The organism is Kribbella sp. VKM Ac-2571, assembly GCF_004362255.1.
GTDB classification, from domain to species: domain Bacteria; phylum Actinomycetota; class Actinomycetes; order Propionibacteriales; family Kribbellaceae; genus Kribbella; species Kribbella pratensis.
On record NZ_SNWS01000001.1, the window covers coordinates 810,895 to 830,189 of the forward strand.

The 19,295-nt window shown below is 68.5% G+C and carries 13 protein-coding genes and 1 riboswitch; of the genes, 2 read left to right on the forward strand and 11 right to left on the reverse strand.

The window, feature by feature from the left end:
* Positions 1–31: 31 nt before the first annotated feature.
* From EV651_RS03890 to EV651_RS03930, 9 genes are all read right to left on the reverse strand, one after another.
* Positions 32–1,162 carry an amidohydrolase family protein gene (locus EV651_RS03890; RefSeq protein ID WP_166658482.1) on the reverse strand — a complete coding sequence of 377 codons (1,131 nt, stop codon included), beginning with the start codon at positions 1,160–1,162 and terminating at the stop codon, positions 32–34.
* A gap of 29 nt (positions 1,163–1,191) precedes the next feature.
* Positions 1,192–2,370, reverse strand: a complete 1,179-nt coding sequence (locus EV651_RS03895; protein ID WP_133781965.1) for a M20 family metallopeptidase — start codon at positions 2,368–2,370, stop codon at positions 1,192–1,194.
* 17 nt (positions 2,371–2,387) lie between these two features.
* On the reverse strand, positions 2,388–3,971 hold the full coding sequence (atzF, locus tag EV651_RS03900; protein WP_133781967.1) for an allophanate hydrolase: 1,584 nt from the start codon (positions 3,969–3,971) through the stop codon (positions 2,388–2,390).
* The gene (locus EV651_RS03905; RefSeq protein ID WP_133781969.1) at positions 3,968–5,920 is read right to left on the reverse strand and encodes a 5-oxoprolinase/urea amidolyase family protein; all 1,953 of its coding nucleotides are present in this window, start codon (positions 5,918–5,920) and stop codon (positions 3,968–3,970) included. The genes atzF and EV651_RS03905 overlap by 4 nt, the downstream gene beginning before the upstream one ends.
* Positions 5,921–5,922: 2 nt before the next feature.
* Positions 5,923–6,540 carry an urea amidolyase associated protein UAAP2 gene (locus EV651_RS03910; protein ID WP_133781971.1) on the reverse strand — a complete coding sequence of 206 codons (618 nt, stop codon included), beginning with the start codon at positions 6,538–6,540 and terminating at the stop codon, positions 5,923–5,925.
* Positions 6,537–7,154 (reverse strand): DUF1989 domain-containing protein, encoded by a 618-nt coding sequence (locus EV651_RS03915; protein WP_133781973.1) that lies wholly within the window; start codon positions 7,152–7,154, stop codon positions 6,537–6,539. The genes EV651_RS03910 and EV651_RS03915 overlap by 4 nt, the downstream gene beginning before the upstream one ends.
* The gene (locus tag EV651_RS03920; protein ID WP_133781975.1) at positions 7,151–8,734 is read right to left on the reverse strand and encodes an amino acid permease; all 1,584 of its coding nucleotides are present in this window, start codon (positions 8,732–8,734) and stop codon (positions 7,151–7,153) included. Before EV651_RS03920 ends, EV651_RS03915 begins: the two co-directional genes overlap by 4 nt.
* A 56-nt stretch (positions 8,735–8,790) precedes the next feature.
* Positions 8,791–8,908: riboswitch (guanidine-I (ykkC/yxkD leader) on the reverse strand.
* A 97-nt stretch (positions 8,909–9,005) separates the two neighbouring features.
* A complete protein-coding gene (locus EV651_RS03925) occupies positions 9,006–9,944 on the reverse strand; it encodes an NAD(P)-dependent oxidoreductase (RefSeq protein ID WP_133781977.1) in 939 nt (312 codons plus the stop codon).
* Between the two features lie 85 nt (positions 9,945–10,029).
* Positions 10,030–11,430: a serine hydrolase gene (locus tag EV651_RS03930; RefSeq protein ID WP_238156634.1), complete on the reverse strand. Its 1,401-nt coding sequence runs from the start codon at positions 11,428–11,430 to the stop codon at positions 10,030–10,032.
* 37 nt (positions 11,431–11,467) lie between these two features.
* On the opposite strand from EV651_RS03930, the gene EV651_RS03935 reads away from it, so the two are divergent.
* On the forward strand, positions 11,468–12,364 hold the full coding sequence (locus tag EV651_RS03935) for a diacylglycerol kinase family protein (RefSeq protein WP_238156635.1): 897 nt from the start codon (positions 11,468–11,470) through the stop codon (positions 12,362–12,364).
* Here EV651_RS03935 and sigJ read toward each other — a convergent pair.
* Positions 12,338–13,195, reverse strand: coding sequence for an RNA polymerase sigma factor SigJ (gene sigJ / locus EV651_RS03940; RefSeq protein WP_202870137.1), 858 nt, complete (start codon positions 13,193–13,195; stop codon positions 12,338–12,340). The genes EV651_RS03935 and sigJ overlap by 27 nt on opposite strands.
* A 78-nt stretch (positions 13,196–13,273) precedes the next feature.
* On the opposite strand from sigJ, the gene EV651_RS03945 reads away from it, so the two are divergent.
* Positions 13,274–13,642 (forward strand): DoxX family protein, encoded by a 369-nt coding sequence (locus tag EV651_RS03945; protein ID WP_133781983.1) that lies wholly within the window; start codon positions 13,274–13,276, stop codon positions 13,640–13,642.
* Here EV651_RS03945 and pulA read toward each other — a convergent pair.
* Positions 13,639–19,290 (reverse strand): pullulanase-type alpha-1,6-glucosidase, encoded by a 5,652-nt coding sequence (gene pulA / locus EV651_RS03950; RefSeq protein WP_133781985.1) that lies wholly within the window; start codon positions 19,288–19,290, stop codon positions 13,639–13,641. The genes EV651_RS03945 and pulA overlap by 4 nt on opposite strands.
* Positions 19,291–19,295: the final 5 nt, after the last annotated feature.

The following is a 19,295-nucleotide window of genomic DNA, read 5'->3' on the forward strand; positions in this document are numbered from 1 at the left end:
GCCCGGTCTATGGTCTGACACCGTGTCAGAGTCAACGCCCGACTTCGACTCCGTTGTGGAACACCTTTTGGATCCGCGTCGACAGCGAGCTGCAGTCCAGGTCGTCGCCCCGCAGCAGCACCAGGTCCGCCCGCTTGCCCACCGCAATCTCACCGCGATCATCCGCGAGCCCCAGCAGCGTCGCCGCATCGATCGTCGCGGCTCGCAGCGCCCCGGCGTCACCCAGTCCGGCGGCAGCCAGATGCCTCAGTTCCCACAGGACTTCCGTGTGCGGCCGGACCGGGTTGTCGGTGCCCATCGCGATGCGCACTCCCGCGGCGATGGCGAGTCGCATGGATTCCCGATGGGCCTGCGCGGCGCCCTCCGGTGTAGCGGTCGGCTCCGACTGGGTGACGGACAGGGTCGGCACGTACCAGGTCCCGTGCTCGGCCATCGCCTGCACCGCGGCCTCGTCGAGGTACGTCCCGTGCTCGATGCTCCCCGCACCGGCGCGGGCGGCGAGTTCCGCGGCCCGGGCTCCATGCGCGTGCACCATGACCCGCCGGCCTCCGCGCCGCTGCGCCTCGTCGACCAGCGCAGTCAGCTCGTCCTCGGTCAGCTCGAGATCCGTGAGGCCCTTCCCGATCGCCAGCGAACCCGTGACGGTCACCTTGATCCAATCCGCACCGGCCCGGACCATCCGCCGTACGACGGCCCGAGCCTCGTCGGCGCCGTTGAAGACCGGATCGGGCAGCGACGGATCCTCGAAGAAGTCGAGCGGCCCGGTGCGCGGCGCCCACAGGTCCCCGATGGCACCCGTCGTACCCACCTGCCGCAGGCTCAGCAGCACCTGCGGTCCGTCGATCCAGCCCTTCTCGACCGCCATCCGCACCCCGGCGTCCGCGCCCCACGCGTCGCGCACCGTCGTGAGGCCGAGGCTCAGGAGGGTTCGCAACACGGGTACGGCGGACAGCGGGCGAACCGACCGCGGCAGCCCGAACGGGTCGATCCGCGTCTGCGCGATGCACAGATGCGTGTGGCAGTCGATGAACCCCGGAACCAGCAACCCGCCGTCGCAGTCGATCGCGTCGTCGCCGTCCAGCCCGATCCCGACTCCGACGATCCGATCGCCTTCGAGTACGACGTCGGCTCGATGAACCTCGCCGGACCCAACGTCGAGCACCGACCCATTGCGAAGAAGCAACCGCCCGCTCATAGGAGCCGCAGTGCGGTGAGCGCGTACGCGCGTGCTGCCGTGACCAGTTCGGCGACGGCGACGGATTCGTCCGCGCGATGTGCTTGGGTGGTGACCGAACCGGGGCCCAGGACAACGACCGGTACGCCGAGATCCCGGGCGATGTACCCGCCGTCGCAGGCCGCGGTCCACCCGGCGAGCGGCAGCGGTGGTCCGCCGGCGTCGAAGCGCGCGGCCTCGGTGATGCGGACCAGGTCGGCATCCTCGGGGGTTTCGAAGGCGGGCATCTCCATCGGCATCGCGAGCTCGACGGTCAGTCCGCGATCTTCCAGGTGCAGCGCGGCGATCCGCCGGTCGAGGTCGGCGAGGATCGCGGCGGGGGACTCACCGGGAAGGAGCCGACGGTCGGCGACGATCACGCAGTCGGCGGGAACGATCGAGCCGCCGGTGCCGCCGTTGATCTGGCCGACGCTCCAGGTCGCCGGGCCGAGCAGGGGATGGGGCGCGGCGGCGAGTTCTTTGTGCAGGCGTTCGATCTCGGCGACGACGGCTGCCGCGCCGTAGATCGCGTTGGCGCCGCCGTCCGGGTTGCCGGCGTGCGAGGCGCGACCGTGGACCGAGACCTGGAGGTACGAGTCACCGCGCGCCGCGACGATCGTCTGCAGGTCGGTCGGCTCGGCCGTGACACATCCGACGTACTGGCGGACCGGGTTGGCTTCGATATAGGCGCGGATGCCGTTGCCGGTTTCTTCCTCGTCGACGACCGCGGCCAGTTCGACCGGACCGCTCAGCGTGGTGCCGCGGAGGGCGGCGAGTGCGACCAGAGCCGCGGCGAGTCCGCCCTTCATGTCGGATGCGCCGCGGCCGTAGATCCGGCCGTCGCGCAGGAGTCCGCCGTACGGGTCGACGGTCCAGCCGTCGCCGACCGGGACGACGTCGGTGTGGCCGAGCAGCAGCAGACCGGGATCGTTGCCACCGGCAAGCGTGATCGAGACGTTGTCCCGGCCGGGCTCGACAACTGAAGTGCCGACGTCGAGCCCGAGCTGACGACCCGCCGCGGTGAGGGCGGCCACGGTGGCGGTTTCCTCACCGGGCGGGTTCTGTCCAGGGGCACGGACGAGATCCTGCGTGATCTGCACCAGCAGGTCCTCGTCGATGCGATCCAGCACCTTCTGTTCGGCGGGCGTCAGGCTCATGCCCACCAACCTTAGGCTCAGTCCCCGGCCAGGTACGCTCGCCAGCCGCCGGATGCTGTGATGTCACGCTCGGGGTCCGCGGCGTCCGCCGTACACAGGAAGCCGAGGACCTGTTGGCCGTCCGAGAGTTCGAGTGGGCCGATCGCCAACGGCGGATCGATGGTTGCCGCGAATCCACCGAGCTCGGCGGCCGGCATGCTCCACACCTCGACCTCGATCCCTGGGCCTTCCACACCCGACAGGGTCCGGGTCAGACCGGGACGCGGTCCGTCGACCAGATACATCCGGTACGACGAAGCAGTCCGTGCAGTGAAGGCGAGTCGGGCACCACGCCGTACCAGCTGATCGTTGAGCGGCTGGCCGGACAGATGGGCACCCGCCACCGCGAGCAGGATGTCGGTGTCCGGCACATTCTCACCACACCAGCGCCCCGCCAGGTCGATCAGCGAGCGGTCGTGACCAGCCGGCGCCAGGAGCTGGATCCCGAACGGCAGACCATCGGCCCGATCCGGCCCCGGGAACGCGACCGCGCACAGGTCGAGCAGGTTGACCATGTTCGTGAAGCGACCGAGGCGACTGTTCACGCCGATCGGATCGGCTGCTACCTCGGCCAGCGTCGGATGCCCGGGAGTCACGGGCAGCAGGAGCGCGTCGAGCTGCGTCCAGAGATGCTCACTCGCACGCTTCAGCGTCGCCAACCGGTCGAACCCGGCGAACGCGGCGGCCGCAGTCAACGTCGCGCCGCCCCGCACGATCGTCCGCACAGTCGGGTCGACCGCCGCGGAGTCGTCCAGCTTGTCCCCGAACGCCAGCCAACGCTCGGCCAGCCACGGTCCGGAGTACAGCAGCTCGGCAGCTTCGAGCAACGGCTGTACGTCGACCTTGACCACCTCGCCCAACCGATGCGCCTCGTCGAGCGTCGCCTGCCACGCCTGTTCGTACTCCGGATCCAGATCCAGCCCGGCATCCGGTACGCCGATCACCGCCGCCGACCCAGCAACGCGGGCCGGGCGGCGCTGGGGGAGTGACGACGCTCGCCGCGACCAGGCGTCATCAGGGTCGAAGGCGACCATCACGTCGAAGACGCGTCGCGCGGTGGCGACTGATCGCGCCATCACCGTGACGCAGTCGAGCGACCGGCACGCAGGTACGACGCCACGCGCAGAGACCAGGCCACGACTCGGCTTGATACCGACGAGCCGGTTGAAGGCGGCCGGAACGCGGCCGCTGCCCGCGGTGTCGGTGCCGAGCGCGAAGTCGACCTGCCCGGTGGCGACCGCGACCGCGCTGCCCGAGCTCGAGCCGCCCGACACATGCTCAGGTGAGAAGACCGAGTGGCAGGCGCCGTACGGCGATCGCGTGCCGACCAGACCGGTCGCGTACTGATCCAGGTTCGTCTTCCCCAGCGGTACGGCGCCGGCGGCGATCAGCCGCTCGACCACGAACGCGTTGTCCTTCGCGGGCTCCGTGGTGCGGGGGTCGCCTGCGGTCGTCGGCACACCGGCGAGGTCGATGTTGTCCTTGAGCGCCATCGTCAGCCCGTGCAACGGTCCGGGCGCCGGCTCGATCGGGTCGACCCGGGTGATCCACTCGTTGTTCATGCGCCCCACCGTGCCCGCTCGGCCTCGAACGCGGCGCGGCGTCTGGCGCGCAAGGTCGCGATGTCCACAGGTGCCTCCTGCTCGATCCGGCGTACGTCGGAGATCGAGAACGTCGCCGGTGCGGTCTTCAGATCCGCCCGCCCGGCCGCGATCTCGGCCCGCTCGTGCGCGAGTTGCTCCGCGCTCACCGGCGCGAATCTGATCAGGTCGAACTGCCTCAGCAACCAAGGTTGCGCGTCATCCGGTGACAGCCGCCAGACCGGGACCGTGCGGCCGACGAGCTGGTACCCGCCCGGACCCTCCATCCCGTAGACACACAGGTAGATCCCGCCGATCCCGACCGCGTTCTGCGGCGTCCAGGTCCGCGCCGGGTTGTACTTCGTGGTGACGAGCCGATGCCGCGGATCGACCGGTACGGCGACCGGTGCGCCGAGATACACGTCGCCGAGACCGACCACCAGGTACGTCGCGGCCTGGACGATCTCGAAGACCTCGTCGCGGGTGTCCAGATCGTTGACCCGCCGGATGAACTCGACGTTGTCCGGGCACCACGGCGCGTCCGGCCGGACCGATGTGGCGTAGCGGCGCATCGCCTCGTGCGCCGCCGGATGATCGAACGCGATCGGCAGCACCACCTCCCGGGCCGGCAGCACCACGGTCTCGGGATCGCCAAGGCCGGCGGCCAGGAACGCGAGCCGCTCCGCGAGTTCGGTGAGTGCGAGCCGGGCCGAGTCGACCGCGACGAGCAGCGATCGCACGCCCTCGACGATCTCCGTGATCCCGGCCGGCCGGTCGTCCCGGAGTGCCTGGGCCAGGAGGTGAATCCAGACCCGAACGGTGAGGTCGAGCTCGGCCGGTCCTGCCTCGACCAGCACGTGCCGCTCGCCTGCGCACCTGATCGTGTACGACGGCGCCGTGCCGGCCTGCTCGCCGTGGTGCAGGAGCTTCGGGCGATCCGGCGTACCGATCGCGACGGGGACCGGGGTGGGCTCCTGCCGGAGATCGGTCAGCCAGCGTCTCCGGGCCTGGATCGCTTCGGCAGCCGCGTCGGGGGTCACGGGGACCAGGCGAACAGAGTCGCCGGCGCGAAGCTGGCCGAGCATCCATCGGTCGGCCTCGATCACCACGGCTGGTACGACGAAACCGCCGAGCGACGGCCCGTCCTTGCCGACGATGACCGGGGTGTCGCCGGACAGCATGATGCCGCCGACCGGGTAGGCGGAGTCGTGCACGTTCGACGGATGCAGACCGGCCTCGCCGCCGTCGGTCCGGGCCCAGCCGGGGTTCGGGCCGATCAGCCGGACGCCGGTGCGGTCGGACCGATGGTCGACAATCCACTCGTTGGTAAAGAACGTGGCGACACCTTCGGCGGTGAGATGCTCCGGTGCCCCGTGGGGTCCGGGGATCACGCGCACCTGCCAGGAGTCCGACATCGCCGGTAGCTCCACCGACAACGGGGTGAGCAGGTTCTCCTGCCGACCCAGCGGAAGCTGATCGCCGGCCTTGAGCGGCCCGCCGTCGTGACCGCCGAAACCGCCGAGCACGAAGGTGGATCGACTGCCCAGCACCCGCGGCACGTCCAGTCCGCCCTGGATCGCCACGTATCCGCGCATTCCGGGACCGTCGAGCAGGCCGACGTCCAGCACCGATCCGGCCGGCCACCGGACGACCGTCCCCGGTCGGAACGGCAGATTGTCGACAGTCGGATTGCGAACTGCGCCTCCGACGCAGATCAGCCGATCCTCGTCGCAGGTGAGCGCCGGTCCGGTGAGTACGCATTCCAGCCCGGCCGCACTGTCCGGGTTGCCGACTGCGGCGTTGACCAGCGCGAACGTGAGTTCGTCGGCAGCCCCGGACGGCGGTACGCCGACGTCCCACAGGCCCGGCCGCCCGGCCAGGTCCTGCACCGTCGTTTGGATGCCTGGGGCAACAACTGTGACGACGGCCACCGTCACCACCGGCCCAGCAACTGGATCGGCGTCGGATTCCAGCCGTTACAAGGATTGTTGACCTGCGGACAATTGCTGATGAGCACGAACAGGTCGCGGCTCGCGGTGATCTCGACGTACTTGCCCGGAGCGGACAGGCCGTCCTCGAACGAGAGGCCGCCGCTCGACGTCACCGGCACGTTCATGAAGAAGTTGACGTTGTGGGTGAGCTGCCGCTGACCGATGCCTGCCCGCGCTCCGTAGCGCAGGAACGTCTGCCTGCAGGCGTGCTGATGCCGCGTGGACTCGCCGTACCGGATGACGTTGCTCTCCTGCGAGCAGGCGCCGCCGACGGTGTCGTGCCGGCCGCAGGTGTCGTCGGTGATCACCGCGAGTTCGTCGAGTCCGGTCGACATCAGGCGTGATCCGGTGGTCAGGAACACGGCCTGCTGCTCGCGGATCGTGTCGAACGCGGAGTACCGGTTGTCGATGTCGTGGGCGTCGTAGAACAACGTGTCCACGGCCTGGTTGCCGTGAAGGTCGACAATCTGCAATCGACCGCCTGATGGCACGGTCACGAGGGTGCCGTCGCCGGCTTCGACCACGGTGTCCAGCGCGCCGGTGGTTGAGGTGAGGGTCATGCGATCAGCTCCCGGGTCAGGCGCAGCGCGCGGATCGCTTCCTCCCGGAGTTCGGGATCTGGTGCGGGATCAGGCGTTTCGAGTTGTACGGCGACGCTCGCCGTAGTGCCGTCCGAGAGCGCGTGGGGGGCGGTCGAGACGAAGATGAGGAGGTCTTGGTCGGCGCGGAGCGTGACGGTGTCACCCGAGTGGCCGTGGTCGGGCACGTACGTCAGCGAGGCGCGAGGGTCGTCGGCGACGGAGACCTTGCTGAAGAAGTTGATGCAGGCGTGCAGGTCCGCCTCGCCGAATCCGTGTTTGGTGAGTTCGAGAAGGAGGAGTCGGTCGGGGAGCGCGCCGGTAAGGCAGTCGTGCCAGTCGAGGCTGGAGGCGGTAACGGTTGCCAGCGCCAGGCCGCGATCCGACATCAGGACCATGCCTGGCTTGATGCGGGCCGACATCTGCGATTTCAACGTGTCCGGGATGTTCAGGCGATCGAGGCGGTCGGCGCCGATGATCAGCATCGTCGCGTTCGCACCGTCGGCGAGAGCGGTCAGCGTGACGGTGCGGCCCGCCCGCACCGGCGCCGACCACGCGGCGGCACCCGGAAGCTCGTGCTTGTGATCGAGAGTCATGCGCTGGCGCCTTCCGCTTCGACGGCCGGCGCGGCGGCGGGCACGGGTACGCCGATCGAGCCGTAGTAGGCGCTGCGCTGGGTCCGGTAGGCGAGGAGACCGCCGACGGCGACCACCCCGAGGGTGATCAGCGGGAGGTACTGCAGATACCAACCGTCACCGGCCGGGTCGTACACCTCGGCGCGTGGCCAGCCGAGATTGATCGCCATCGCGAGGCCGTAGGCCACCGCGACAATGTTGACAATCAGACCAAACCGTCCGAGCGAGAACAGCGACCGTCCGTTCTCGTCCACGCCGCCGGGCAGTCCGCCGCCGGTCAAACGACGTACCAGCAGTGGCGTCGTGACCATCAGGTAGGCGACGTACAGCAGCATGATGCAGACGCTGGCGAGACCGAGGAACAGGCCCGCGTTTCCCACGTTCACCACGAGGCAGACACCGGCAAGAACACCAGGCACCACCGTCGCAGCGACCGGCGTACCGGTCCGCGTGGACACCTTGCGCAGCTGCCGCGATCCCGGCAGCACGTTGTCGCGTGCCATCGAGAAGATCATCCGGGCCGCCGCGGTCTGGATCGCCAGCGTGCACACGCAGACCGCGAGCGCGACGTCGAGGAGCAGCAGCTTGCCGGCCGTCGTGCCGAGCCGGCTCGTCAGCACGTAGGGGAGGCCCTGGGTGGCGAGATCCCCGTCGGTCAGCGACGGCGCGGCCATCAGCGCGGCGACGATCAAAAACGCGCCGCCGATTCCCGAGGCGGTGACGGCGCGGATGATCGTCCGGGGCGTCGTCGCGCGCGGCTTGTGCGTCTCCTCAGACAACTCGCCCGCACTGTCGAACCCGACCAGCACGTACGCCGCCATCAACGCCGAGATCAGCAGCGGTACGACGTACCCGGTGCTGCTGTCGAGATTCGTCGTGTGCAGGACGACGGACGGACCGCGCTCGGCTCTGGTTGTCAACAAAACAACGATCAACACGACGCCGACCAGTTCACAGGTCACGCCGACCGAGTTCACGACCGCGGTGATGCGGACGCTGGTCGCGTTCAGCACCGTGGTGGCGACGAGCAGCAGACAGCCGAGAAGTACGGCGTTCGCGGCGCCGTCCTTCGACGCGAGAGCGGGATCGCTGCCGACCAGCTGGAAACCGGGCCAGACCGCGGGCAGCACGACCTGCAGCGCGATCGCCGCCGTGGCCAGCGTGATGATCTGCGCGATCACCATCGTCCAGCCCGCGAACCACCCGACGACAGCACCGCCGAGACGACGGGCCCACTGGTAGATCGCTCCGGACAACGGATACCGGGCGGCGAGCTCGGCGAAGCACAACGCCACCATCAGCTGACCGATGAGCACGACCGGCCAGGTCCAGAAGAACGCCGTACCGCCGAAGCCGAAGCCCAGACCGAACAGCTGGAACACGGTGGTGAGGATGGAGACGAACGAGAAACCGGCCGCGAACGACGCGTAGCTGCCGACGCGGCGCGAGAGCTGCTGCGCATAGCCGAAGTGGCCGAGATCGCGTGCGCCGAGCTGATCGCTGCTGAGAGTTTCCGTGGTTGCTGTGCTGGATCCTGGCATTCGGGCCTCCGCTGCATCGGGCCCAGGAACGCGCACGGCAGCCCGGGGCCATCAAGGCCTCCCGGGCTTTTGTCCCGCCGTGGAGCGGTGGGTCACGAGTGACCGCACCGCCTCCCCTCTCGGACCAGTCCTGCCGTCAGATCGACCGGCAGCGGAACCCTAGGGGCGCCCCGCCTTCCCGGCGGGTCTGTTCCAGTTCAGGACGGGCCGATTTCGGCAGCCGTCCTCGTGTGTAACAGCGAAGTAAACGAATCCTCTCACCAGTTCCGCGTCAGAGCCCGTGGCGGAAACCTTCGCGCCAGGATGCGTAGCCGGGCTGCCAGTCGAAGGTCTTCTTGGCGCGGGTGTTGTCGGCGCCGCGGATCTCGGTGAAGGCGGCCACGCCGACGTCGCCGGCGGCGAGCCGGCCGAGCCAGACCGGGACGCGGCGCGGCGCTTTCGCACCGAGGATCCGGGCGAACTCGGGCAACCAGACCGCCGCCTGCGCCGGGTCGTCGTCCGCGACGTGGAACACGCCGGTGACGTCGCTCTCGATCGCCTTCACCGTCGCCGCGGCCGCGTCGTCGTAGTGGATGAAGGACCAGACCCCGGTGCCGTCGCCGATCAGCGGGAGCCGGCGCTTCTGGATCATCTCGACCATCGAGCCGCCCTTGCCGATGTCGCCGGTCGGGCCGTAGAAGTTCGCGTACCGCAGCGCGACGCCCTCGATCCCTTCGGTGTTCAGGGCCGCCGACTCGAGGTGCTTGATCCCGGCCATCGTCTGCCGCTGGGCGGGTACCGGGTTCGGGTCGAGCGGGTCCGCCTCGGTCTTCGTGGCGGATCCGCCGTGCTCGAGGTTCCAGCCGGCGTACGACTGGACGACGAACCGTCGTACGCCGGCCGCCTGGGAGGCCGCGAGCAGGTTGTCGGTGCCTTCGGTTCGCAGCCGGTTCGTCATCGCGAAGCTGTCGTCGAAGTGCTTGAAGTCGATGCCGCCCTTGAGCGCCGTCATCTGGTGTACGACGACCTCCGGGCGGACCGACTCCACCGCGGCGCGTACGGCGGCGGCATCGAGGCCGTCCGCGAGTACGGCGTCCGCGCCGAACGACCGCACGCCGGCCGCGCCGGACTCGGACCGAGTCATCCCGGTCACCTCGTGTCCGGCCGCGAGCAGCTGCGGTACCAGTGACCGGCCCAGTCCGCCGGTCGCGCCTGCCACCAAAACCTTCATGTCATCCTCCGTCGTCCGTGCCAGTCGTCCGTGTTTGGCGACCCGGAGGACACGCGCCGGTCCCGGCTTTGTGACGTGACGTGAATCACTTCTCCGAAGTCAGCCTGAATTCGGTGGGTCCGAAGGACACATTGAGCTTTCCGTCGACGGTCATCGTGTCGCCGTCGACCTGGCAGCTGATCGTCGCGCCGAACGGAGACTCGACCCAGCGGAAGGCCGCGACGAATGCATTGCCGTCACCGTGCGCACTGGTCACCAGGCGTTCGCCGATCTCGGGGCTCGCGTCGCCGACCGTGCCGTGGGCGGTCTGCTCGCGCCACTCGCCCGGCGCGCACACGACCTCGTGCAGGCTCCCGTTGCTGAAGTCACGGAAGCTGAACGTGCCGGTGCCGTCGGGGTCGAGCCGTACGGCGGTCAGTCCGGTCGGGTTGTTCACCGCGAAGCGGTACGTCTGCCCGTTGCCCGGCGCGGGTGCGGGACCGCTCGGCGGCGCAAGCTCGAGCCGCTGCGGGCGTTGCGTCGCGGGGACCTCCTTGCCCTCGAGAGCAGGCAGCAGATAGTCCCAGGCGGTGTTGAGGATCGCCTGCATGTCGCTGGTCGCGCTCGTGGTGATGAGGACCGCGTCGTACTCCGGGAAGACCAGGATGAACTGCCCGAACGCGCCGTCGCCGCGGTACGTGTTGTGGCGGCCGCGCCAGAACTGGAAGCCGTAGCCCTGTTTCCAGTCCGGGTTCTCCTCGTTGTCGTTGGGGACCTGCTTCGAGGTGGCCGCCTCGAACCACTCGGCCGGGACGAGTTGCTTGCCGTTCCACTCGCCGTGCTGGAGCAAGAGTTGCCCGAAGCACGCCAGGGACTCGGTGTTGAGGCTCAGGCCCCAGCCGCCGACGACGATGCCTTCCTTCGACACCTGCCAGGTCGCCTCGGTGGCGCCGAGCGGTTCGAACAGCCGGGGGCGCAGGTAGTCGAGCAGGCTCGCACCGGTGAGCCGCTGCAGGATCGCCGACAGCATGTACGTCGCGCCGCTGTTGTACACGAACACGGTGCCCGGCTCGTGCTGCACCTCGAGTCCGAGGAAGATCTTCACCATCCGGCGATCCCGGCTGAGCGCCTCGACGGTGTCCTTCGAGTGCCCGGTCGTCATCGTGAGCAGGTGCCGGACCTTCATCGCGGCCAGGTTGTCGCTGACCGTCTCGGGCAGGTCGTCCGCGTCGAAGAACGAGATCACCTGGTCGTCCAGCGACAACAGCCCGGCGTCGATCGCCAGTCCGATGCCGGTCGACGTGAAACTCTTCGACACCGAGAACAGCAGGTGCCGGTCCTCCAGCCGGTACGGCGCCCACGCCTCCTCCAGCACCACGTGTCCGTGCCGCACCAGCATCACGGTCTGGATCTCCGGCCGCCCGGCGTCCAGCGCTCCGACGAAACTGCCGAGTGCGGCGGTGGACAGCCCCTGGGCTTCTGGCGTACTCCGTGGAAGTCTGCTCATTCTCAGCACGTTATCTCTTCGAACGGACAAAGATCAGGTGAGTTCTGCCAGGCGGGCAGCCGTCATCGTGAACCCGGTAAAGGTCGACGGCGACGAGTTCCGCCGTACCGTCGAGAAGGGGCTGGCCGAGCGGGGGTTCGAGGATCCGCTCTGGCTGGAGACGACCGAGGACGACGCCGGCGTGACGATGGCCCGGCGGGCGATCGACGACGTGGTCGATCTGGTGCTGGTGGCCGGCGGCGACGGGACCGTGCGGGTGGTGTGCGCCGAGCTCGCCCGGACCGGGATCCCGGCGGCGGTGCTGCCGGCCGGAACCGGGAACCTGCTCGCCCGCAACCTCGGGATCTCGCTCGAGCTCGAGACCGCGCTGGCCGAGGTGCTCGACGGCTCCGACCGGCGGATCGACAGCGTGCTGGTGGAAGGAGATCAGCTGCCGACCGACCGCTTCGTGGTGATGGCGGGCCTCGGGCTGGATGCCGCGATCATCGCGGACGCCCCCGACGACCTGAAGAAGCGGGCCGGCTGGGCGGCATACGTGGTGTCGACGCTGAAGAACCTGAACCATCCGTCGGTCCGGGTCGAGATCACGGTCGACGACCAGCCCCCGGTACGCCGTCGCGCGCGCACCGTGGTGATCGGCAACGTCGGCAGACTGCAGGCGAACATCCCGCTGCTGCCGGACGCGACGCCCGACGACGGGCGGATCGACGCGGTGGTCCTCGCCCCGCGCCGGGTCAGTCATTGGCCGCGGCTCGTGCTCGGCCTCGTGATCAAGTCCTGGCGGGAGGAGCACCTGCAGCGCTTCACCGGCCGTCGCATCCAGGTGCGGGCGGAGCGCCCAGTACGGCGCCAGCTCGACGGCGACACCGTTTCCAGCGGCACGTCGCTGACCGCCGAGGTCGACCCGTCAGCCCTGATCGTCCGGGTGCCCTGACGGCTGGAGGTGGGTCAGCTTGTCGGGGTTCACGATGCCGTGGATCGCCGTGATCCGGCCTTCGGCGATGGTGAACGACCAGACCGCGACGGTGCGGTTCGACCGGTCGTGGATCCGCAACGCGGGCTGTCCGCCGACATGCACCGCCTCGGTGGTCAGTTGACGGAACTTGCCGAAGGCGCCGATGAGCATCCGGGCCACGTTGCCGGCGCCGTGCACCGGACGGGGGAAGCCGCCCTTGCCGCCACCGTCGCCGGTGAAGGTCGCATCCGGGGTGAGTACGGCGACGAGCGCCTCCAGCTCACCGTCCTCGGCGGCCGCGACGAACCGCCGTACCAGCTCGTCGCGTTCCTGGGGGGACGGGTCGAAGCGCGGTCGATTGTCGGCAATCCGACGGCGGGCGCGGACGGCGAGCTGACGGCAGTTGGCCGGCGTCTTGCCGAGGAAGCCGGCGAGATCGTCGTAGGAGTAGCCGAACACGTCGCCGAGCAGGAACACCGCGCGCTGGTCCGGGGTGAGTCGTTCGAGGACGACGAGGAAGGCGGTGGACAGCGAGTCCGAGAGTGCGGCGCGGTCCGCGAGATCGACGTACTCGTCGACGGCCGGCTCCGGCAGCCACGGTCCGAAGTACTCTTCCCGCTGCCGCCGCGCCGAGCGCAGCTGGTCGATCGCCAGGCGGGTCGTCACCGTGGTCAGGAACGCCTTCGGTGAAGTGACCTCCGGCTCCCGGTGCAACCGCAGGTACGCCTCTTGTACGACGTCCTCCGCGTCCCCGAACGTGCCCAGCATCCGGTACGCGATCGACAGCAGCAGCGGCCTGAGTTCCTCCATCACACCCATCACAGACGATCGGGGACGCCTCCTGGTGACAGTGTCACAGGTCTGATCTGTCGATCGTCTGCAATCGACATGAATACGATCACCTGGATCTTCAGCGGCGTGCTGGCGGTTGTCTTCACGATCTCCGGGGTGCTGAAGGCCGTCATGTCCCGCGCTCGCCTCATCGCCACCGGTCAGACCGGGATCGCCCCGTTCCCGATGCCGCTGGTCCGCTTCGTGGCTGTCTGCGAGCTGCTGGCAGTGGCTGGCCTGTTCGCGCCGTGGCTGACCGACACCGCCCGTGTCCTCACCCCACTCGCGGCTGTGGGCCTGTGCGTGGTGATGATCGGCGCCGCCACGTCCCACTCCTCGCTGCGCGAGCCCGGCTCGACTGCCGCCAACACCATCCTTCTGGCGCTGGCGGCATTCGTGGCCGCGGCTCGGTTCGCCGGTCTCTAGGGCTGGACGAAGACGGCGACAGTTCGCGGTGGGACTGTTGCGGCGCCCGTGGTTGCGGACCATGCGGCCTGCTTGACCACTGCGTCGGTGCCGTTGGCTTGGACGGGTGACAAGCTCAGGCTGGCCCCCGTCAGGCCGGGGACCTGCTGGGTGACGGTAGCGCTGGTCGAGTTGAAGACGACCACGATTCCCTTCAGCGCCGGGTCGACGTCCGGGCCGACGGTGTCGTCGACGCGCATCGTGATGACGCCCGGCGTCGTACCGCTCAGGGGGAAGCTCAGTTTCTGATTGATGAGAGCGGCCGACCCGAGGCGGAACAGGGGAGTGGAGAAGCGCAGCTTCAGCAGATCGGCGGCCGCGGCGGACGCCGACGCCACATCGGTCGCCGACGGCTTTAGAGCCGGATTGGCGAGTAGCGGCTTCATGTACTGCCATTTGGCCTCGTTGTCGGTCTTCGGCGGCAGGCCGTGACCGAAGCCGTTGTCGGCACCGGTCCAGTCGAGCGTGTTGAACCAGTCACCCGAGTCGTACGAGTTGCGGTCCAGCGACTTGCTCCGCAGCAGGTCCGCGCCGGCGTGCCAGAACGACGGCGTCTGCGCCAGCGCGGTCGTTGCCAGCGACAACGTGTTCATCCGGATCCGGTCCGGCATCGGCAGGTTCGTCGGCAACTTGTACGTCAGCGTGTCCCACAACGTTTCGTTGTCGTGGGCATCGACGTACGTGATCACCTCGTCCGGCTGGTCGGCGTACCCGGCCGGCGAGCCGTTGTAGTCGACCTGATCACCACGGACGTCGGCGCCCGACGACGCCGACTTGAAGGTGAACGTGCGAAGGTTGCCGGCCAGCCCGAGCTGGACCAGGTCGGTGTCGTGCGCGAGCCGCTTGGCACGCTCGTCCGGCGTACCGTTCACGGGGTCGCCGTTCGGGTCGCTCGCCTCGCCGGAGCCGAAGCCCTGGATCCGCGGGTTGTCGTCGAACGGTCCGCCGCCGCGGACCGCGTCCCGCAGCCGGTCGGAGAAGGTGCCGATCCCGGTCCCGCCGAGATTTCCCTGCCGGGCCTGGACGAACAGCGCGTCGTCGGCGACCTCGCCGAAGTTCCAGCCCTCGCCGTACAGGTAGATCGACTTGCCGTCGACGCCGTCCTTGGCGAGCGTCAGCTTGTCCAGCGCGGCGCGGACCTTCAGCATGTTCGCCTTGGTGTGGTGGCCCATCAGGTCGTATCTGAAGCCGTCCACGTGGTAGTTGCGCGCCCAGCTCACCGTGCCGTCGACCATGATCTTCTCGGCCATCGCGTGCTCGGTCGCGATGTTGCTGCAGCAGGTCGAGTTCTCGACCTTCCCGGTGGCGTTGAGCCGCTGGTAGTACCCGGGCACGATCTGGTCGAGCACCGACGTCGGTGCCTGACCTGCGGCCGCGGTGTGGTTGAAGACCTGGTCGAGGACGACGCGCAGCCCGGACCTGTGCAGTCCGCCGACCATCGTGCGGAACTCCGCGACGCGTGCCAGGCCATCGCGTTCAGTCGCGTACGACCCCTCCGGCGCGAGCCAGTGGAACGGGTCGTAGCCCCAGTTGAAGCCGTCCTTCGCAGCCACCGCCGTCACACACGCCTGCTGCTGCTCGGAGTCGGCCGGCAACGACTTGAGATCGCACGCGGGCGTCTGCTGGCCGGTCTCGGGGATTGATGCAATGTCGAATGTCGGCAATAGGTGCACGGTGTTGAGCCCGGCGGCTTTGAGCGTCCGCAGGTGCTTGGTCCCATTGCCTTCGTCGGCGAAGGCCAGGTAGGTACCGCGGTGCGCGGCCGGCACCGTGTTGTCGTTGATCGAGAAGTCCCGCACATGCAACTCGTAGATGGTCGAGTCGACGCCCCGTGCGAGCTTCGGCGCGGGAGTGGTCGACCAGAGCGCCGGCTTACCCGCCGGGTCATTCAGGTCGGCGGCCACGGAGTACGCCGAGTCGGTGGTCAAGGCAACCGAGTACGGGTCCGTGACGACGTTCGTCTCGACCTTGCCGGTGCTGGGTGCGAACACCTTCACCTGATAGCGGTACGACGCGTTCTTCCACGACCGTGGCCCGCTGACCGACCAGGAACCGTCACCGTTTGTCCGCATGGGGATTGTCGACGATCCGATCATCAACCGGACGTGCTGGGCGGTCGGCGCCCAGAGCGTGAAGGTCGGCTTGCCGGCCTGCCACGTGACGCCGTACGAGCGTCCGGTCGCGTTTCCGTAGACGTCGTCGAGCACGCCCGGGATCTGTACGCCGGTCGCGTCGAGCAGACGCCCTGCATCGTCGTACTGCGCCAGACCGAGCTGACCGGTGAGGATCTTGCGAACGTCCGCGCTGTCGAGTCGGAGCGTCGTGTAGCCCGGTTTCACCACAGCGGAGTCGTAGCGCAGTGCGGCCGACGATCCGCCGATGTCGTTCGCGTCGATCTTGAGCGAGCCGGTGTCCGACCAGTGCAGCCGCCACCGGTATCGCTCGGCGTGGTCGACCGCAGGTACGGCGAGGGTGTCGCGGTTGACCCAGTACGCCTTCGCCTGGCTCAGGTCCGGCTGTGCACCGGGCTTGGCCGTCGTCACCGTGAACTGGTGGGTCGCGAGCACGTACGAGAACGTGACGACCAGCCCGTCCGACGGCACCGCGACCGGAACGTTCTGTGCCGGGTAGCTCTCGTCCCAGGACAGGTTGTGAGCCACCTTCGCCTCATAGTTGCCCGCCTTCAGTTCGCTGGTGGACCAGGTGTAGGTCCCGTCGCCGTCCTCGTCGGTCAACCAGGGTCGCATGCAGGACGGATCCCAGTCGGCTGGACAGCCCAGCTCGGATTGGAACGAGCCGGGCACCGTGATGATCGGCCCCTGCGCGCTGGACGTGGCGTAGTGCCGTCCGTGCTCGTAGTAGAAGGTGACTGGCGTGGTCGGTGCCGTGTACGAGATGTTGGCGCCGTTGGCGACTCCACCCGCTCCGTAGTTCTCGTCCCAGGTCTTGTTGATCGCCGCCTTGTAAGCGTGCTCACCGGGCGGGAGCGTGTACGTGCCCTTCCAGACCTTGTCCTTCGCGTCCAGCTTCAGCTGAGCCTGCTCGCAGTCCGGCGACCAGTCCGCGGGACATCCCATCTCACTGTTGTGATCACCCGGGACGGACACGTTGGCCGGCTGTACGACGGGACCCGTCCCGCCGCCACCACCACCCGGCGCAGCAGCGTCACCAACCACGCCGTACGAGCCGGACACCGAGTAGTTGCCCGAGGCATCCCGCAGTACGGCGCGGTACTCGAGCAGCGTGCCCTTGGCCAGCCCGGACACGTCGTGGAAGACGCGGTACGGCGCGTTGTCGTCGGCACCGAGCCGCTTCCACGCCGTCGTACCCACAGGCCGGTAGCCGAACGTCACCGTCACCGGGGCGTTCGCCGGCACCGCAGCCGCGATCTCAGCACGCCCACCGACCGTCGCACCGGCTGCTGGCGAGCTCATGTACACGCTGGGCGCCTGAGCGCGCGGCGGGACCTTGGTCTGGGCCTGGTACACCGTCACCGACAGAGGAGCCTGGCTGACTGCCACCCTGCCTTCGCGGTCGGTCTTCACCGCCTTGGAGCCGCCGTAGACCGGCTTGAGCCAGGTGTTCGGCCCGTACGTCGGCACTGTCGCCGACGCCGCAGTCTTCGAGTTGTTCGCGACGACCAAGTACTCGACGTTGTCGCTGCCCAGCCGGCTGAACGCGTACAGACCGTTCAGGTTGGACGAGTACCGGTGCACCTGTCGCCCGTCGGACAGGGCCGGGTACGTGGCGCGCAGCTTCGCCAGGTCCGCGATGTGCTTGTACATCGGCGAGCTGACGTCGTACCTGTCCTTCTTGCCGATCGTCGTCGTACCTGTGCCGTCGACGACCTCGTCGTCCGCGTAGTCGTCGGTCTGGGTCGCGAACATGTCCTGCCGCGCGTCCTTGTCACCACCCGGACCTGTGAAGCCCTGCTCGTCGCCGTAGTAGATGACGGGCTGCCCGCGGGTCAGGTACATCAGCGAGTGCGCCAGCTTGTCCCGCGCGAGCAGGTCCTGACCAGCCGCGCCGCTCTGCTTCAGGAACGTGCCGACGCGCCCCATGTCGTGGTTGCCGAGGAACGTCGGCAGCTCGTACGCGTTCGAGTCCGTGTCGGTGTAGTAGTCGTCGTCCGCGTACAAGTCCTGCAGCTTGGTACTCGGGTCGCCCTTCGCGTACGCGACCGCGCTCTGCTGGAAACCGAAGTCGAGCGTCGCCTGCAGGGCGCCCTTGGTCGTGTACGTCGACATGAACTGCGGGTTCGCGTCGAAGACCTCGCCGAACATGAAGAAGTTCTTCGACCCGGCGCCACGAGCAGCCGCCAGGATCGCGGGCGAGAACTTCTGCCAGAACTCGAGGTTCACGTGCTTCACGGTGTCGATCCGGAACCCGTCGATCCCGAGCTCGGCCCACGTCTTGTAGACGTCGATCATCCCGTCGCGGACCTTCGGCTGCTCGGTGAACAGGTCGTCCAGGCCGACGAAGTCGCCGTACTCCGCGCTCTCGCCGGCGAACGTCGAGTCGCCGCGGTTGTGGTACAGCGTCGGGTCGTTCAGCCAGGCCGGCACCTTGACGGTTTCGTCGGCCGGCGTCCGGAAGACCGGGATGTTGGGGAAGGAGATGTTCTTGTCCAGCGCCGGGAAGGTGTCGGTGCCGGCATAGTCCTTGTCGTCGAACACGTTGCCCTGGGCATCCTTGTACGGCGCCGTGGACTTCGGGATGTAGCCGTACTGGCCGGACTGGTAGTCGATCACGTCCGCCGTGTGGTTGGTGATGATGTCGAAGAAGACCTTCATGCCCTTGCGGTGCGCGAGGTCGATCAGCCGCTGCATGTCGGCGTTCGTGCCCAGATGCGGATCGATCTGGGTGAAGTCGGTGATCCAGTACCCGTGGTACCCGGCGCTCGCATTGGCGCCGGAGCCCTGCACCGGCCGGTTCTTGAACGACGGGGTCAGCCAGATCGACGTCGTCCCCAGAGACTTGATGTAGTCGAGCTTCTGGATCACTCCGGCCAGGTCACCGCCGTGGTAGAAGCCCTTGTCCTTCGGGTCCAGCCCGGTCTTCAGCCGGTCGCCGGTGAGTCCGCCGGCGTCGTTCGCCTTGTTGCCGTTCGCGAACCGGTCCGCCATCAGGAAGTAGAACCGCTCCTTGGTGAGGGCCGGGCGCAGACTCGGCGTCGCGAGCGCCTTGTCCGCGGCCGTCACCGTCGGCCCGGCCAGCTCCACCGGCTTGACAGTGACAATGTGACTAGTGTCGTTGTAACTGAACTGGAGCTTCGCCGGCCCTTCGATCCGCAACGGGATGTTCGCGCCGTTCAGCACGCCCCCGGCGCCGTAGTTCTCGTCCCAGCTCTTGTTGACCGTGACCTTGAACTCGTACGACCCCGCCGGCACGTCGAACACCTTCGTGTACGGCGCACTCGCCCCCAGACTGGACGCGTCGCAGCCCGGATCCCAGTCGGTCGCGCACCCGAGCTCGTTCTGCAACGAGCCCGCGACGGTGATCACCCGCTCCGCCGTCACCTGCGCCGGAGCCGGTGCCGCCGTACCCAACCCCAGCACGACCACAGCGGCCGCGGTGAAACCTGCTGTCAAACGCCTGAACCCGCGCATCACGT

Bases quoted from the DNA above. Each gene is read 5' to 3' on its own strand.
- EV651_RS03895 (WP_133781965.1), bottom strand. From the start codon at position 2,370: ATGAGCCTGACGCCCGCCGAACAGAAGGTGCTGGATCGCATCGACGAG.
- atzF (WP_133781967.1), bottom strand. From the start codon at position 3,971: ATGAACAACGAGTGGATCACCCGGGTCGACCCGATCGAGCCGGCGCCC.
- EV651_RS03910 (WP_133781971.1), bottom strand. From the start codon at position 6,540: ATGACCCTCACCTCAACCACCGGCGCGCTGGACACCGTGGTCGAAGCC.
- EV651_RS03915 (WP_133781973.1), bottom strand. From the start codon at position 7,154: ATGACTCTCGATCACAAGCACGAGCTTCCGGGTGCCGCCGCGTGGTCG.
- EV651_RS03920 (WP_133781975.1), bottom strand. From the start codon at position 8,734: ATGCCAGGATCCAGCACAGCAACCACGGAAACTCTCAGCAGCGATCAG.
- EV651_RS03925 (WP_133781977.1), bottom strand. From the start codon at position 9,944: ATGAAGGTTTTGGTGGCAGGCGCGACCGGCGGACTGGGCCGGTCACTG.
- EV651_RS03930 (WP_238156634.1), bottom strand. From the start codon at position 11,430: ATGAGCAGACTTCCACGGAGTACGCCAGAAGCCCAGGGGCTGTCCACC.
- sigJ (WP_202870137.1), bottom strand. From the start codon at position 13,195: ATGGAGGAACTCAGGCCGCTGCTGCTGTCGATCGCGTACCGGATGCTG.
- EV651_RS03945 (WP_133781983.1), top strand. From the start codon at position 13,274: ATGAATACGATCACCTGGATCTTCAGCGGCGTGCTGGCGGTTGTCTTC.
- pulA (WP_133781985.1), bottom strand. From the start codon at position 19,290: ATGCGCGGGTTCAGGCGTTTGACAGCAGGTTTCACCGCGGCCGCTGTG.